This is a genomic window from Mesorhizobium sp. M0676 (assembly GCF_040320535.1).
Taxonomy (GTDB): domain Bacteria; phylum Pseudomonadota; class Alphaproteobacteria; order Rhizobiales; family Rhizobiaceae; genus Mesorhizobium.
Genome location: NZ_JAMYPU010000001.1, coordinates 275652 through 290428 on the forward strand (window position 1 = coordinate 275652; position 14777 = coordinate 290428).

Sequence of the window (14777 nt, forward strand, 5' to 3'; positions counted from 1 at the left end):
CTCGTCATTCTGGCTTCAAACCAATGGCGAGCTGGCAATCCGTTCCTCATATGAGAGCTGCGGTGACAATTCGGCCTCTCGCCACCTCCGCCGCATTCGGCTACATCTCCGGCCGGAGTGACAGACATGGCTGAGACCGACACCAGAAAAACCATCGTGCTGACCGGAGCCAGCCGCGGCATCGGCCATGCCACGGTCAAGCGCTTTTCGCGTGAGGGCTGGCGGGTCATCACCTGTTCGCGCCAGGCTTTTGCCGAGGATTGCCCGTGGCCAGCCGGCCCAGAGGACCACATCAAGGTCGATCTCGCCGACCAGGAGGATGTCGGCATCGCCGTCTCGGAGATCCGTCACCGGCTGGAAGCGCATGGCGGGCAATTGCACGCGCTGGTCAACAATGCCGGCATTTCGCCGAAGCTCAAGGACGGCAACAGCCGCATGGATTCGATCGACACGCCGATGCATGTCTGGCGCGATGTGTTCCAGGTAAATTTCTTCGCGCCGATCATGCTGGCGCGTGGTCTCTTCAAGGAGCTTGCGGCAGCAAAAGGTTCGATCGTCAACGTCACCTCGATCGCCGGCACGCGCGTGCATCCTTTCGCCGGCACCGCCTATGCGACCTCGAAGGCGGCACTCGGCTCGCTGACGCGCGAGATGGCGCATGATTTCGGCCCGCACGGCATCCGCGTCAATGCGATCGCGCCGGGCGAGATCGACACCGCGATCCTATCGCCGGGCACCGACAAGATCGTCGAGACGATCCCTCTCAGGCGCCTCGGCGCCACGGCTGAGGTCGCCGACATCATCTTCTTCCTGTGCTCGCAGCAGGCGTCCTACGTGACGGGCTCGGAAATCCACATCAATGGCGGCCAGCACGTCTGAGCACTGACAGACTGCTCATCCGGCGATGGTGAGAACAGCCTTGCCGCTGAAGCTGCGCTGTCTGAGCGCATCCAGGGCCTGAGCGATGTCTGTCCACGGCAACGTCAAGGACACGCGGGTTTCCAGCCGGCCAGCCGACACCAGAGCGAGCAGCGGGGCGATGTCCGCGCCAATGGCTGGGCCTGATGTGTAATAGGCGAAGGTCTGAAGCCTCGCACCCTCGTGGCCGGGAACGAACTGCCTGAAGCCAACCGGTGTGAGTTCGCCGCTGCTCGAACCGAACATGACGATGGTACCGCCCGGCGCGACGCGCTCGATAGCGAGTGCTAGGCTTTGGCCGCCGACCGACTCGGTGATCAGCGAGAATGGTCCTTCAGCCAGTTCGATCGACTCGACAACCTGTTTGGCACCAAGGCTGCGCAGATCCTCGGCATGCCGGGCAGCGGCGATTGCGGTCACCGCGGCGCCTTGCTCGCGGGCGAGCTGGATCTGGAAACGGCCGACCGCACCGCTCGCGCCGGTGATCAGGACCTGCTGTCCCGCGAGGTCGCCGCCATGGCGCAAGACCCTTAGGGCCGTCGTGCCCGCCACGGGAAGCGTGGCGGCGGAAACGAAGTTGACCTCATCCGGGATGACGGCGAAGCGGTCGGTCGGAACGGCGACCCGTTGCGCCCAGCCGGCCTCGTCGACCAAAGCCACAACCCGGGCGCCGACGGCAGGCCCGGAGCCATCGGCTGCCGCCCGTTCGACAATCCCTGCGATGTCCTGGCCGGGTATCCAGCCTTTTGGGCGTATGGTGAGCAGGCGCAGTTCGCCGCGGTTCAACGAGGTTGCGTGGACGCAGACAAGCGCTTCGTTGGCGAGGGGTTGAGGTTCGTTGGCCTCGGCAAAGGTCAGTCCGGTGGGGCTGTCGGGAGAGATGACGAGGGCGCGCATGGGAAGCCTTCCTGCCGGTTTGTGACATGCCAGCCACGAACCGGAGCCTATCGACTTCCCGGATCAAAGAATTTAGCTATCATGGCGAATAGTCGCTAAAAGCCGTCAATCATGAGACAGCCTCTCCGCTACCCGTGGGTCAATTTCGACGTCGATGATGTGATCGCTCCTGCAATTGCGGTGCGCGTCGATGTCACCGAAACCAAAGCGGAAGTGGCGACCCATTGGCATCGGAAGGGCCAGCTCGTCTTCGCGCTCGGCGGTGGCGTCACATGCCGCGTCCCGAGCGGCCTGTGGATGGTGCCGCCACATTGCGGGGTGTGGATTCCCGGCGGCATGGAACACAGCAATATCGCGACCGCCAATGCGCGGATTTTCTTCGTCTATATCGAGCCGGGAGCCGCCGATCTGCCGGACCGGTGCTGCACGCTGTCGATCTCGCCGCTGCTGCGCGAATTGATCATCGAGCTGGCCGACCGCATGGAGGAAGACGACGGGAAGGACGCGCTTTTGACTGGGATGCTGCTCTCCGAACTGCCGCGCATGCCGGTCCAGCAGCTGCATTTGCCGATCTCCGCCGAGCCGCGCTTGCGGCGGATCGCCGATGCGTTGGCGCAAGACCCTGCCGACCGCAGCACGCTTGCCGAGTGGGCCACCCGCGTCGCGCTCTCAGAAAGCAGTCTCGCCCGTCTTGTGGTGAAGGAGACCGGACTGAGCTTCGGCCGCTGGCGCCAGCAATTGCACCTGATCGTCGCCATACGGGAGCTGGCCTCCGGTGCGAGTGTCCAGCAGGTTTCGGGCGATCTCGGCTACGCCTCCGTCACCGCCTTCATCACCATGTTCAAGAAAGCGCTCGGCAAGCCGCCGGCAAAGTATCTCGCCAGCGTCGCGCACAATGGCGGCTCCGCCTTCGTGGCGTGATCAACGCGCCTGTGGGCAAGCCTCAGGCCGGGGAGGGCTCAATGGCTTCGGGGCGCGGCATCAGCTTTTGCTCCAGCACTTCTTGCACGATGCCGCGGGCGATTTCGCGTTCACCCATGATGACGGTGTCGGCGCCGAGCCCCATCAGGTGCTCGACCTCGGCATCGGAATGGGCCCGCGCGATGACGTTGATGCCGGGGTTGGCGGCGCGCGCCCTGAGCACGATCTGCCCGGCCTCGAACGCGTTGGGGATGGCAAGGATCAAGCGTTTGGCCCCCTGCGGATTGGCGGCGGCAAACACGCTCGCGCTGGCCGCATTGCCGGAGACGATTTCGACGCCGTCGTCTCTGAGCCTCGCCAGCGTCTTGTCGGCGTCCTCGATGACCAGGAAGGGCAGCGATGCCTGTTTCAGCGCCGCGCCGACCAGGCTGCCGACGCGGCCGTAGCCGATCAGGATGGTGTGGCCCGAAAGCGTTGTGCGTGGCGGCGGGCCGTCCTCTTTGGCAGCAGCGGCCACCGAGGCCACTTGTCCGGGCTGCGTCGCCGGGCCGACCGGCTTGGCCTCTTCCGGTGGTGCTGCCTTGGCGGCGCGCGCGTCCAGCCATGGCTTCATCCAGTCGAGGGCGAGGAACATCAGCGGATTGACCAGGATCGACAGGATGGCGCCTGCCAGGATCAGGTCGCGTCCCTGTTGCGGCAACAGCTTCAGCCCGACGCCGAGCTCCGCCAGGATGAAGGAGAACTCGCCGATCTGCGCGAGGCTGGCCGAGATCATCAAGGCGGTTCCCAGCGGATAGCGGAAGGCGATGACGATAACGAAGGCGGCCAGCGACTTGCCGATGACGATGATGGCCAGCGTCGCCAGGATCGGCCAGCCATTGCTCATCAGGCTGAACGGATCGAACAGCATGCCGACCGAGACGAAGAACAGCACCGAGAAGGCGTCGCGCAGCGGCAGTGATTCCTCCGCCGCGCGGTGGCTGAGCTCGGATTCGCTCATGATCATGCCGGCGAAGAAGGCACCGAGCGCCAGCGAGACGCCGAACAGTTTGGCGGCGCCGAAGGCGACGCCGAGCGCGATCGCCAGCACCGCCAGCCGGAACAGTTCGCGCGAGCCGGTATGGGCGACGTAATGCAGGATCCACGGAATGACGCGGCGGCCAACCACCAGCATGACGATGACGAAGGCGACGACCTTGGCCAGCGTGAGGCCGACGACGCCCCAGATGCCGTAGCTGGCCGGCAGCGACAAAAGGCTCGCATGGTCATCGACCTGCGGCTGGCCGCCGAGCACGCCGGCCAACGCCGGCAAAAGCACCAGCGCCAGCACCATGGCGAGGTCCTCGACGATCAGCCAGCCGACGGCGATGCGGCCGCGCTCGGTCTCGATCAGCCGTCGCTCCTGCAACGCGCGCAACAGCACCACTGTGGACGCGACGGAAAGCGCCAGGCCGAAGACGAGGCCTGCGCCCATCGACCAGCCGAGCATCCATGCGAGGCCGGCGCCGAGCGCGGTGGCAAAGCCGATCTGGACGATGGCGCCGGGTACGGCGATGGCGCGGACGGAGAGAAGGTCCTTCAGCGAGAAATGCAGGCCGACGCCGAACATGAGCAGAATGACGCCGATTTCGGCCAACTCATTGGCAAGACCGGCATCGGCGACGAAACCCGGCGTGTTCGGTCCGACCAGTACGCCGGCGACGAGGTAGCCGACCAGCGGCGGGATGCGAAAACGGTTGGCGAGCGCCCCGAAGATGAATGCCAGCCCCAGACCGGCGACGATGGTGGCGATAAGGGGCGTGTCATGCGGCATTGTCTATGGAGCGCCTTTCGGGAAATGTCGGGTGTGCGCCGCCCGCAGCCGCCGCCTTTTTCAATATGGTGGAGGGGGTGCGGGCGACGCAACCCGCAAGACGTAAATTGGTGGCCAGAGGCACCGAAAACGAAAGGCGCGCGCAGCAAAACCGCTGCGCGCGCCAATACCGAATGATCGATGCGTCACGCCGCCTGCAGCATGGCCTCGATATCGATCAGCGGGCGGTTGGTCAGGGTCTTTGGGATCTCCGCCTGCACCTTGTCGGTGACTTCCTTGTGCAGTTTCTTGCGCATGGTGCCGAGCACCAGCGGTGGCGCGACCAGCACGATGTCGTCGAAGATGCCGTGATGGGCGAGCTTGTAGAGCCGGTCCGCGATCTCTTCGGCAAAGCGTTCCTTGCCTTGCCGGTGCCAGTCGGTTTCCTCAACCGCGCTGCGATGCACGGAGGGGCCGTCATTGTAGCGGCCGGAACTGTCGCTGCCTTGTTCGCGCGTTGCCGGATTGTCCTGTTTCATCTCCTGGAAGAGCTGCAGGTTCGGATAGAGATTGTCGCCCTCGTTCTTCAGGAACAGCGCTTTCTCGCCATCGGCCACCATGACCAGAAGGCCATGTTTCAGGTTGATCTTGCTCATTTGCGCGCTCCTGTTTGAAGGTTCAAATCCAGCCGACGATTGTCTGTTACGGCAGGGGCAGAACGCGTGGCGAAGCGGGAACGTTCCACTTCGTTCGCCGAGATCGCACGCAGCCATATCAAGCCCGATCTATCGTCTATCGGAGCAATGTCCGGAGGTCACGGCTTTAATCTACTAAATTGGTAGAATTTAGAAAAAATAATTTTGCAGCTTGGCCGACTGCCGGATAAAAGAGCCGCAGAACAAAGCCTGCGGCAGCAGCTTGAATCCGCCTGATATGCGGATGTGGAATATTTTTCTCTTGGCCCTTTGGCTTGCGGAAAACCGATTGCCTCCCGTCAGGGGATGCGCGAGTGGGTTCCTTCAGCTTTTTCGCGTCCGCGCCTAAAACTGCCGAATTGTTCCGGAATCTGTTCGTCATGCCGCACACCAATCCCAAGCTCACCGCGTTCCCGGTCTTCATGCGGGTCGAAGGCGAAGCCGTGGCCATCGTCGGCGGCGGAGGCGAAGCGTTGGCCAAGGCGCGGCTACTTGATCAGTCGAGTGCTGTGCTTCGCATCATTGCCGATGTTGCCGACGCCGAATTGCTGAGCTTCATCGCCACGACCGGCGCCATCCGTATCGACGCCCCCTACGACGCCGCGCATCTCGAAGGCGCGGTCCTGGTGTTTGCCGCCAGCGGCGACGAGACGCTCGACCGCCGCGTCGCCCACGATGCGCGCCGCCTTGGCATTCCGGTCAATGCCGTCGACCGGCCGGAGCTATGCGATTTCTTCACCCCGGCGCTGGTCAACCGCGCCCCGGTCGCCATCGCCATCGGCACGGAAGGCGCGGGTCCGGTGCTGGCGCAGATGCTGCGCAGCCGCATCGACCGCATGCTGTCGCCGTCGCTCGGGCCGCTGGCAGCGCTTGCCGCCTCGTTCCGGGGTGCCGCCGAAAAGCTGCTGCCGAAAGGCAACGCCCGCCGCCAGTTCTGGAGCAGTTTTTTCCAGGGTGCACCGGCGCGCGCCGTCGAAGCCGGCGAGCTTTCGCAGGCGCATGACGCCGCCGCCGATCTGTTGCTGTCGAAGGCTCCGGCTTCGGGCCATATCGCGTTGGTTGGCGCCGGGCCAGGTGCTGAGGATCTTCTGACGCTGCGCGCGCATCGGCTTTTGATGGAAGCCGACGTCATCGTCTATGACGCGCTGGTGCCGGAGGCGATCGTCGCCATGGGCCGCCGCGACGCCGAGCGGCTGCCGGTCGGAAAACGCAAGGGATGCCACACCAAGAGCCAGGCCGAGATCAATGCGCTGCTGGTCGATCTCGGCAGGCAGGGCAAGCGCGTCGTGCGGCTGAAGTCGGGCGACCCGCTCGTGTTCGGCCGCGCCGGCGAGGAGATGGCCGCACTGCGCGATGCCGGCATCGCCTATGATGTCGTCCCCGGCGTCACCGCCGCCTTTGCCGCCGCCGCCGACTTCGAGCTGCCGCTGACGCTGCGCGGCGTCTCCTCGTCGATGGTGTTCACCACCGGCCATGATCTGAAGGGCAATTCGCTGCCGGATTGGGCCAAGCTCGCCATTTCCGGCGCCACCGTCGCCGTCTATATGGGCCGCTCGGTCGCCGCCGAAGTCGCCGGACGACTGATCGAGGCCGGCCTGTCGCCGGACACGGCGGTTGCCGTGGTCGAGAATGCCAGCTTGCAGAACCGCCGCCGTTTCCACGGCACACTGGCCGATTTGCCGTCGCTGGAAGAGCGCGCCGATCTGGCCGGTCCGGTGATGACCATCATCGGCGACGCGGTTGCCGGCGCCAACTTTGAACGTTCCGAGCCGCTCGCGGCCCATAACTATGAGGGCGCCGCCAACGCGGCCGACGCAGAGGTCGAGCCATGAAGATACTGACCGCAAACCGCCTCTCCGACGGCATCGCCGTCTGGTACGCCGATGGCGGCTGGGCCGAGACGGTCGACCATGCCGACCTTGCCCATGACCAAGCGGCAGAGGACAGGCTGGAAGCAATCGGCGCCAAGGCCAACGCCAACAATGAGGTTGTCGACGTCAATCTGATCGACGTTGAAGTCATCAATGGCGTCGTCGTGCCGGTACGCTTGCGCGAAAAGATCCGCGCCGCCGGCCCGACCATCCGGGAAGATCTGGGCAAGCAGGCTGCGCGGGCAGCGTAACAAAATACGGGCGGACGCGCCCTGAAAGACGAAACATGTACCGCTACGATGAGTTCGACCACGATTTTGTCCAGGCCCGCGTCGCCGAGTTCAGCGACCAGGTCGAACGCCGGCTGTCCGGCGAGATCACCGAGGATCAGTTCCGGCCGCTGCGGCTGATGAACGGCGTCTACCTGCAGCTGCACGCCTACATGCTGCGCATCGCGGTGCCCTATGGCACGCTGAACAGCGCGCAACTGCGCATGCTCGGCCACATCGCGCGCAAATACGACAAGGGCTACGGCCACTTCACCACGCGCCAGAACATCCAGTTCAACTGGCCGGCGCTGTCCGACATTCCGGCGATCCTGGCCGATCTCGCCAGCGTCGAGATGCATGCCATCCAGACCAGCGGCAATTGCATCCGCAACGTCACCGCCGATCACTTTGCCGGCGCCGCCGCCGACGAGGTCGCTGATCCGCGCCCCTATGCCGAGATCCTGCGGCAATGGTCGTCTGTGCATCCGGAATTCTCGTTCCTGCCGCGCAAGTTCAAGATCGCGGTGACCGGGGCCGAGCGCGACCGCGCCGCCATCCAGACGCATGATATCGGTCTGCATCTGAAGAAGAACGCCGCCGGCGAGCTCGGCTTTGCCGTCTATGTCGGTGGCGGCCAGGGCCGCACGCCGATGGTGGCGCGCAAGATCCGCGACTTCCTGCCGGAAGCCGAGCTGCTGTCCTACTGCACGGCGATCCTGCGCGTGTACAACCTCTATGGCCGCCGCGACAACAAGTACAAGGCGCGCATCAAGATCCTCGTCCACGAGACCGGCGTCGAGGAAATCACCCGCCAGGTCGAGGCCGAATGGCAGGAGCTGAAGGACGCCGAGCTGAAGCTGCCGGAAGCCGACATCCGTGCCATCGACGCCTATTTCGCGCCGCCGGCACTGACCGCCCGGCCGGAAGGCGACGCGGCGATCAAGCTGGCGCGGCTCGATTCCAAAAGCTTCTCGGATTGGCTCGACCAGAATGTCGTGACGCATCGCCATCCCGACTATGCCGCGGTGACGATTTCGCTGAAAGGTATCGGCGAAGTGCCGGGCGATGCCACCGACAGCCAGATGGAAGCGGTCGCCGACATCGCCGAGAAATACGCGTTCGACGAACTGCGCGTCAGCCATGAGCAGAACCTGATCCTGCCGCATGTGGCGCGCGCCGATTTGAAAGCGGTCTACGACGCTTTGGTCGACATTGGCCTCGCGACGGCCAATTCCAACCTGATCAGCGACATCATCGCGTGCCCTGGCCTCGATTATTGCGCGCTGGCGACAGCGCGCTCGATCCCGATCGCGCAGGAGATTTCGCTTCGCTTCGCCTCGCTGGAGCGGCAGCGCGAGATCGGCGAATTGAAGCTGAAGATTTCCGGCTGCATCAATGCCTGCGGACATCACCATGTCGGCCATATCGGTATCCTCGGCGTCGAGAAGAAAGGCTCCGAACTCTACCAGGTGACGCTTGGCGGATCGGCCGACGAGAACACCTCGGTTGGCGAAATCATCGGCCGCGGCTTCTCTTCGGAAGAGATCACGGACGCCATCGAGCAGATCGTCGACACCTATCTCGGCCTTCGGCTCGGTCCCAGTGAACGTTTTATCGACGCCTACCGCCGTGTCGGTCCCGCGCCGTTCAAGGAGGCGCTCTATGCTGGCGAAACCAAGGCCGCTTGACCGCATCGTCGACGTCGACGACAGCATCGCCGCCAAAGCGGCGGGCTTCGACGCGCTGTATGGACATCTGAGCCCGCTCGACATCATCGAACGCGCGGCGAGCGAATTGTTTCATGACGAGATCGCCGCCGTGTCGTCCTTCGGCGCGGATTCCGCCGTCCTGCTGCATATGATCGCCAAGGTCGACCGCACGCTGCCGGTCATCTTCCTGGACACCGGCAAGCATTTCGGAGAGACGCTGGGCTATCGCGATGCGCTGGTCGCCGATTTCGGGCTGACCAACATCAGGGTGATCAAGCCCGAAGACGCGGCGCTCGAGCGGGTCGATCCGACCGGCAATCTGCACCAGAGCAATACCGATGCCTGCTGCGACGTGCGCAAGGTCGAGCCGCTGGCGCGCGGCGTCGCCCCCTTCCGCGCCTGGCTGACCGGCCGGAAGCGCTTCCAGGCGGCGACGCGAGCCGCGCTGCCGGTGTTCGAGGCGGTCGGCCCGCGCGTACGCGTCAATCCGCTGGCGCACTGGACGACATCCGACCAGGCTGACTACATGCGCGCGCATGCGCTGCGCGAAAATCCGCTGGTTGCGTACGGCTATCTGTCGATCGGCTGCTTCCCATGCACGCAGCCGGTGCAGCCGGGCGAGGATGCGCGAAGCGGACGCTGGGCCGGTCATGCCAAGACCGAGTGCGGCATCCATCTGTCGGGACTGGAAGTATCGCTGACCGACGCATCCCTTTAAGCTATGGTGATATTCAGGTGAGGCTGGCCTGCAACGGCGGCTTCCGCTCGGAGGCCGCCGGTTTCGTGTGGACCGGCTTTCGCGGACTTTCGATTTTTAGGGCTTTAGGAATTTTCTATGACTGAACAGACCACAGCGGAGACCCGCCTCTGGACCCGGACGGGGTTTCGCGAAGACGAGTGGACACATGCCGAAAGTGCGGATGCACTGGCGGGCAATGGCCGCTTCATCCTGCCGTTGCAGGCATTTCTCGGCCTTGATGCCGAGGTGCGGCGCTCGGCCAAGGAGCGGCTGGGCGTCGCATTGCTGCCGGGCGACCAGCTGGAAAAGATCGTGGATCTGCTCGACCAGCTGTCGCTGGTGGCGCTGGCCTTTCCGGCCTTCAGCGACGGCCGCTCGTTTTCCAAGGGCGAATTGCTGCGCAGCCGCTACGATTTCGAGGGCGCGGTCCGCGCCACGGGCCAGGTGCTCGTCGACCAGCTGCCGCATATGCTGCGCCTCGGCTTCGACGAGTTCGAGATCTCCAACCCGGTTCTGCTGAAGCGCCTCGAAGAAGGCCGCACAGGCGGGCTGGGCCTTTACTATCAGCCGACCGAAGCGTCGGAGCCGAAGGGGCCGAAATACTCCTGGCGGCGCGTTCGCAACAGCTGACGCGACGGTAATTCCGCCTGTCTTTACAAAGACTGTGATCGGGCCTTCTCCTGGCTGTCCGGACGGAAATATCCGCCGGGCGCGAGGGAGGAATCGGCGCTCATCGGCGGCAACACCAATGCACCGTCCATCATGATCGCCGAAAAGGCGCCTGACATGATCAGGGCTGCAAGGTCTGGATGCGCGAGGAGCGCAAGGCTGCCTGAGCCGGTTTTTGGGAGATGCCGCCGCGCCTTCGGTGCGGCGGTTTTTTTCTTTGTCTTACGGAATTCCCAAGCGAAAGCCCGGAAAACCGCCTCACACTTTGCTGGAATTGCTTTTAGGCCAAGGCCCGCGCTTCGCGAAACGAGACCAGCTTGCGGCGGTTCTCGTCCCACAACGCAAGCTTGACGCAGCGCAGGCTGTCGAGGAGCGTGACGCGGCCGATGCCGCGCAGTTCGGGATAGTCGCGCAGCACTTCCTGCAGCCGGTAGCCCGGCACCTTGGCCGAGAGATGGTGCACGTGATGGACGCCGATATTGCCGGTGAACCAGTTCAGCACCGGCGGCAAATCATAATAGGACGAGCCGTGCAGGGCGGCACGCTGGAATTCCCACTCTTCGTCCTTCGCCCATTCCGTCTCCTCGAACTGGTGCTGGACGTAGAACAGCCAGATTCCGGCCGATCCGGCCAGGATCACGATCGGCAAATGGACGATCAGGAAAGCGCCGGGGCCGACCAGCCAGATAAGCAGCGCTGCCGCGACCGCGATGCCGAGATTGGTGGTCATCGACGACACCCAGGGCGTCAGGCCGCCGCGCATCATGCCGACCGGCAGCCTCTGCTCGAAGATGAACAGCCAGATCGGGCCAAGGCCGAACATCACCAGGGGATGGCGGTAGAGACGATAGGCAAGGCGTCCCCGCCAAGACAGCTGCCGGTATTCAGCAACCGTCAACGTCCTGATATCGCCCATGCCGCGCTCGTCAAGATTGCCGGCGCTGGCGTGATGGGTGGCGTGCGCGCGCCGCCAGCAATCGTAAGGGGTCAGCGTCAGCACGCCGAGCGCGCGGCCGATCCAGTCGTCGGCAGTGCGGTTGGCGAAGAAGGAGCCGTGGCCGCAATCGTGCTGGATCATGAAGATCCGCACCAGAAAACCGGCGGCGGGAAGGATCAGGATCAAGCCCCACCAGTGGCCATAGGAATAGGCTGCCGAAGACAGCGCCCACAGCGTAACGAAAGGAATAAGGGTGATGGCGAGTTCAAGAGTGCTGCGTCGCCGGTCGGGCTTCTTGTAGCGCGCCAGGATCTTCAACCAGGCGCGCTTGCTGTTGGCGGCCGTCTCGGGGGAAATCATGTTCATCAGGAAGCATAGGCGGGGCGTCCCGCTGCCGCAAGGAAAAGCTCACGCAAAATTACTGCGCGTAATTGTCGCGCGATAGCATCGCTATTGACGGCGTTGGCCGCCGGCCATGCTGGCTTCTATGCCGTCCAGCCGGTCGAGCAGATCCCGGAAACGGGCGGGAATGTCGGCCTCGGTGCGGAAGGCCGGCAAGGTGCGCAAGAAGCGCGTCGTCGCCTCGGTGCCGAACTGGCGCCTGATGTCGGCGGCGAGCTCTTCGCTTCTGTTGCCAGTATTGCGGTCCATTGTCTCAAATCCTGTGTCGGTTTCAAAACTCCTCCAAGCTTTGAATGGTTCCCCATAGCGGGGTATTGGCAAGCAAAGGCTGCCGTTACGGTAAAGTTTGAATTAATTTTGAACGTCCTTGCGCCCCGCACCAAGTCCGACGGGCAGCCCGCAACATTGCCTGCTGTGGGGCGTCCTCCTGGGCTTGCCCCTTGATTTTTGGCCGCCAAACCTCGATATCGGGCGCAAATCCAAACCATTCGAATGACGGGAAATGGCGATGAGCGACCAGACAAAAGACGAACGCGCGCCCGAGGATATCGAAACGGCCGAGGCCGAGCGCACGCAAGGCGGCATCGACGGCGACTATGAAGCGCTGGTGCGGCTGCTGAAGGAAAACGAGGAGCTGAAGGACCGCGCGCTGCGCGTCGCAGCCGAGATGGAGAATCTGCGCCGCCGCACCGCCCGCGACGTGCATGATGCGCGCGCCTATGCGGTGGCCAATTTCGCCCGCGACATGCTGTCGGTGTCGGACAATCTGCGCCGCGCGCTCGATGCTATCCCCGCCGAGGCGAAAGCGGCCGGAGATGCCGGCTTCAAGGCGCTGATCGACGGCGTCGAGATCACCGAGCGCGCCATGCTGTCGACGCTGGAACGGCATGGGGTGAAGAAGCTCGAACCGGAAGGTGAGAAGTTCGACCCGAATTTCCACCAGGCGATGTTCGAAGTGCCCAATCCCGATGTGCCGGCCAACACCGTCGTCCAGGTCGTGCAGCCGGGCTATTCGATCGGCGAGCGCGTGCTGCGGCCGGCCATGGTCGGGGTCGCCAAGGGCGGCCCCAAGATCGCGGCCACCGAAGCGCCGGTCGAGCCGGGGCCGGTGAACGAGCAGGCCGAGAAGGATGCGTGAGTAGGGTAGGCAGTAGGGAATAGGGAATAGGGAATAGGGAATAGGGAATAGGGGCAGGCGTATCAATCGCGCGGCTTCGTGTTATTCATACTTTCCCTAATTCCCAATCCCTACTACCTCATGTCCCTGACACCCATCGACCTCCTCGACTATGCCGGCGTCGCCGTCTTTGCCGCGACCGGGGCGTTGGCGGCTTCGCGCAAGCAGCTCGACATTATCGGCTTCCTGTTTCTGGCCAGCGTCACCGGCATTGGCGGCGGCACGCTTCGCGACGTCATCCTCAACCTGCCCGTCTTTTGGGTCGCCAACTCCGGCTATGTGCTGGTTTGCGCGGCGGTTGCGGTGCTGGTCTTCTTCATCGCCCACCGCGTCGAATCCCGCTGGAAATGGCTGCTCTGGCTCGACGCCATCGGATTGGCGGCCTTTTCCGTAATGGGCGCGGCCAAGGGGCTGGCCATCACCGGCTCGCCGGTCGTCTCCGTTGTTATGGGCGTGTTGACCGCCACATTTGGCGGCATCCTGCGCGATCTGCTGGCCGGCGAGCCATCGGTGCTGCTCAGGCCCGAAATCTACGTCACCGCCGCACTCGCGGGCGCCGGCCTCTACACACTTGGCGATCTTGCCGGCCTGCCGCCGCTCGCCTCGGATATCGCCGGCTTCGTCGCGGCTTTCCTGGTGCGCGGCGGCGCGCTGAAATTCGGCTGGACCTTTCCGTCCTACAAGAGCCGCCCGGGACGGCGACCGGAGGATATTCCGTAGGGAGAGGGATTAGGGAATAGGGAATAGTCGGTAGTCAGCAATTCGCGGCAGCCTTCACTACTGCCTACTGCCTACTGCCTCACGCCGCAAAGCGCTGCGCTTCCCCGCCATAATAGTTGACGTAGCGGGCGCCGATTTCCTGGACCGGCATCACCACGAACACATCGACGGTGGAGAACTCACGGTCGATGACGCAGCCGTCGCCGATGCGGGCGCCGACGCGCAGATAGCCCTTGACCAGCGGCGGCATGGCCGCGATCGCCGCCTTGGCGTTGACCGCCTCGATCGGCATCAGATCCATCGAGCAATAGCGGCCGGAGACCGCCCGCACATCCCAGGCGGAGTTGGTCCGGCAGTGATGGGCAAGGTAGGTGAGCGCCTCGGCATGCGCAGCCGGCACCGTGCCAGGGAACGAGGCACAACCGGTCATCACGCCGATCTCATAGTGGTTGATGTAGGCCCAGATGCCTTGCCACAGCGCCTCAATGGTGCGCTTCGAGCGGTATTCCGGCAGCACGCAGGAGCGGCCGAGCTCAAGGAAGCGCTGGCCGGGATGGCGGGCGATCAGCTTGGTCAGTTCGAACTCGCCTTCGGAATAGAAGCCGCCGGCGGTCGCCGCAATCTCTTGCCGCAGCAGGCGGTAAGTGCCGACGATGCGGCGATGCTCGGGGCCGGAGATCGAGGTGTCAAGCACCAGGAGATGGTCGCACAGCGGGTCGAAGCGGTCGGCGTCGCGCCGGTCCTGCGCCTGGAACAGGTCCTTCCTGGCGCCAAGCTCGTCATAAAACACCCGGTAGCGCACTTCCTGCGCGGCGGCGATCTCGGCCTCATTGCGGGCAAGCCGCACTTCGAGATTGCCGATACGGCCCAGCGGTGCGCCTGTTGCGACGGCATCGGCGTTCCGCGCGGCGAGCAAAGCGCCGCCTGCGCTGGGCCGAGTGTCACATTCCGGCATAACTGTATGCACGAGTGATTCTCCTTCGAGCCATCCCTCTTGGCACGGGGATACGGTGTAGGTGCAACAGGATTGTGACAGTACCGTGATACGGCGCGACGGGCAA

16 protein-coding genes are annotated in these 14777 nt (G+C 64.1%); 9 read left to right on the forward strand and 7 right to left on the reverse strand.

Features of this window, described 5'->3' with window-relative positions:
- The first annotated feature begins 126 nt into the window (after window positions 1-126).
- Window positions 127-879: an SDR family NAD(P)-dependent oxidoreductase gene (locus tag NKI35_RS01305; RefSeq protein WP_023733595.1), complete on the forward strand. Its 753-nt coding sequence runs from the start codon at window positions 127-129 to the stop codon at window positions 877-879.
- A gap of 15 nt (window positions 880-894) precedes the next feature.
- Here NKI35_RS01305 and NKI35_RS01310 read toward each other — a convergent pair whose 3' ends face one another.
- Window positions 895-1815: a zinc-binding dehydrogenase gene (locus tag NKI35_RS01310; protein WP_352738156.1), complete on the reverse strand. Its 921-nt coding sequence runs from the start codon at window positions 1813-1815 to the stop codon at window positions 895-897.
- 111 nt (window positions 1816-1926) lie between these two features.
- Between NKI35_RS01310 and NKI35_RS01315 the strand changes: the two genes are divergently transcribed.
- Window positions 1927-2736 carry an AraC family transcriptional regulator gene (locus NKI35_RS01315; RefSeq protein WP_023669775.1) on the forward strand — a complete coding sequence of 270 codons (810 nt, stop codon included), beginning with the start codon at window positions 1927-1929 and terminating at the stop codon, window positions 2734-2736.
- Window positions 2737-2758: 22 nt separating this feature from the next.
- Here NKI35_RS01315 and NKI35_RS01320 read toward each other — a convergent pair whose 3' ends face one another.
- From NKI35_RS01320 to NKI35_RS01330, 3 genes are all read right to left on the reverse strand, one after another.
- Window positions 2759-4549, reverse strand: a complete 1791-nt coding sequence (locus NKI35_RS01320) for a cation:proton antiporter domain-containing protein (RefSeq protein WP_023669774.1) — start codon at window positions 4547-4549, stop codon at window positions 2759-2761.
- A gap of 185 nt (window positions 4550-4734) precedes the next feature.
- Window positions 4735-5184, reverse strand: a complete 450-nt coding sequence (locus tag NKI35_RS01325) for a baeRF12 domain-containing protein (RefSeq protein ID WP_352738159.1) — start codon at window positions 5182-5184, stop codon at window positions 4735-4737.
- 166 nt (window positions 5185-5350) lie between these two features.
- On the reverse strand, window positions 5351-5605 hold the full coding sequence (locus NKI35_RS01330; RefSeq protein ID WP_155923978.1) for a hypothetical protein: 255 nt from the start codon (window positions 5603-5605) through the stop codon (window positions 5351-5353).
- On the opposite strand from NKI35_RS01330, the gene cysG reads away from it, so the two are divergent.
- From cysG to NKI35_RS01355, 5 genes are all read left to right on the forward strand, one after another.
- A complete protein-coding gene (cysG, locus tag NKI35_RS01335; protein WP_023704213.1) occupies window positions 5604-7055 on the forward strand; it encodes a siroheme synthase CysG in 1452 nt (483 codons plus the stop codon). The two genes, NKI35_RS01330 and cysG, sit on opposite strands and share 2 nt — an antisense overlap.
- On the forward strand, window positions 7052-7345 hold the full coding sequence (locus NKI35_RS01340; protein ID WP_352738161.1) for a DUF2849 domain-containing protein: 294 nt from the start codon (window positions 7052-7054) through the stop codon (window positions 7343-7345). The genes cysG and NKI35_RS01340 overlap by 4 nt, the downstream gene beginning before the upstream one ends.
- A gap of 35 nt (window positions 7346-7380) precedes the next feature.
- Window positions 7381-9051 (forward strand): nitrite/sulfite reductase, encoded by a 1671-nt coding sequence (locus NKI35_RS01345; RefSeq protein ID WP_352738163.1) that lies wholly within the window; start codon window positions 7381-7383, stop codon window positions 9049-9051.
- Complete coding sequence (locus NKI35_RS01350) at window positions 9026-9790, forward strand: phosphoadenylyl-sulfate reductase (RefSeq protein WP_023669769.1); 765 nt, start codon at window positions 9026-9028, stop codon at window positions 9788-9790. The genes NKI35_RS01345 and NKI35_RS01350 overlap by 26 nt, the downstream gene beginning before the upstream one ends.
- A gap of 117 nt (window positions 9791-9907) precedes the next feature.
- Window positions 9908-10441 (forward strand): DUF934 domain-containing protein, encoded by a 534-nt coding sequence (locus tag NKI35_RS01355; RefSeq protein WP_023669768.1) that lies wholly within the window; start codon window positions 9908-9910, stop codon window positions 10439-10441.
- Window positions 10442-10760: 319 nt separating this feature from the next.
- Here NKI35_RS01355 and NKI35_RS01360 read toward each other — a convergent pair whose 3' ends face one another.
- Window positions 10761-11783, reverse strand: coding sequence for a fatty acid desaturase (locus NKI35_RS01360; protein WP_023669767.1), 1023 nt, complete (start codon window positions 11781-11783; stop codon window positions 10761-10763).
- Between the two features lie 84 nt (window positions 11784-11867).
- Complete coding sequence (locus NKI35_RS01365) at window positions 11868-12068, reverse strand: hypothetical protein (RefSeq protein WP_023669766.1); 201 nt, start codon at window positions 12066-12068, stop codon at window positions 11868-11870.
- A gap of 259 nt (window positions 12069-12327) precedes the next feature.
- Here NKI35_RS01365 and grpE point away from each other — a divergent pair, with 259 nt between their 5' ends.
- Both grpE and NKI35_RS01375 read left to right on the forward strand, forming a co-directional pair.
- Window positions 12328-12957, forward strand: a complete 630-nt coding sequence (gene grpE, locus NKI35_RS01370) for a nucleotide exchange factor GrpE (protein ID WP_023691975.1) — start codon at window positions 12328-12330, stop codon at window positions 12955-12957.
- A gap of 126 nt (window positions 12958-13083) precedes the next feature.
- Window positions 13084-13716, forward strand: a complete 633-nt coding sequence (locus NKI35_RS01375) for a trimeric intracellular cation channel family protein (RefSeq protein WP_023683056.1) — start codon at window positions 13084-13086, stop codon at window positions 13714-13716.
- A gap of 79 nt (window positions 13717-13795) precedes the next feature.
- On the opposite strand, the gene olsB is transcribed toward NKI35_RS01375, so the two are convergent.
- Window positions 13796-14671, reverse strand: a complete 876-nt coding sequence (gene olsB, locus NKI35_RS01380) for a l-ornithine N(alpha)-acyltransferase (protein WP_502897116.1) — start codon at window positions 14669-14671, stop codon at window positions 13796-13798.
- Window positions 14672-14777 lie beyond the last annotated feature (106 nt).

Bases quoted from the DNA above. Each gene is read 5' to 3' on its own strand.
- NKI35_RS01305 (WP_023733595.1), top strand. From the start codon at position 127: ATGGCTGAGACCGACACCAGAAAAACCATCGTGCTGACCGGAGCCAGC.
- NKI35_RS01310 (WP_352738156.1), bottom strand. From the start codon at position 1,815: ATGCGCGCCCTCGTCATCTCTCCCGACAGCCCCACCGGACTGACCTTT.
- NKI35_RS01315 (WP_023669775.1), top strand. From the start codon at position 1,927: ATGAGACAGCCTCTCCGCTACCCGTGGGTCAATTTCGACGTCGATGAT.
- NKI35_RS01320 (WP_023669774.1), bottom strand. From the start codon at position 4,549: ATGCCGCATGACACGCCCCTTATCGCCACCATCGTCGCCGGTCTGGGG.
- NKI35_RS01325 (WP_352738159.1), bottom strand. From the start codon at position 5,184: ATGAGCAAGATCAACCTGAAACATGGCCTTCTGGTCATGGTGGCCGAT.
- cysG (WP_023704213.1), top strand. From the start codon at position 5,604: ATGCCGCACACCAATCCCAAGCTCACCGCGTTCCCGGTCTTCATGCGG.
- NKI35_RS01330 (WP_155923978.1), bottom strand. From the start codon at position 5,605: ATGACGAACAGATTCCGGAACAATTCGGCAGTTTTAGGCGCGGACGCG.
- NKI35_RS01340 (WP_352738161.1), top strand. From the start codon at position 7,052: ATGAAGATACTGACCGCAAACCGCCTCTCCGACGGCATCGCCGTCTGG.
- NKI35_RS01345 (WP_352738163.1), top strand. From the start codon at position 7,381: ATGTACCGCTACGATGAGTTCGACCACGATTTTGTCCAGGCCCGCGTC.
- NKI35_RS01350 (WP_023669769.1), top strand. From the start codon at position 9,026: ATGCTGGCGAAACCAAGGCCGCTTGACCGCATCGTCGACGTCGACGAC.
- NKI35_RS01355 (WP_023669768.1), top strand. From the start codon at position 9,908: ATGACTGAACAGACCACAGCGGAGACCCGCCTCTGGACCCGGACGGGG.
- NKI35_RS01360 (WP_023669767.1), bottom strand. From the start codon at position 11,783: ATGAACATGATTTCCCCCGAGACGGCCGCCAACAGCAAGCGCGCCTGG.
- NKI35_RS01365 (WP_023669766.1), bottom strand. From the start codon at position 12,068: ATGGACCGCAATACTGGCAACAGAAGCGAAGAGCTCGCCGCCGACATC.
- grpE (WP_023691975.1), top strand. From the start codon at position 12,328: ATGAGCGACCAGACAAAAGACGAACGCGCGCCCGAGGATATCGAAACG.
- olsB (WP_502897116.1), bottom strand. From the start codon at position 14,671: ATGCCGGAATGTGACACTCGGCCCAGCGCAGGCGGCGCTTTGCTCGCC.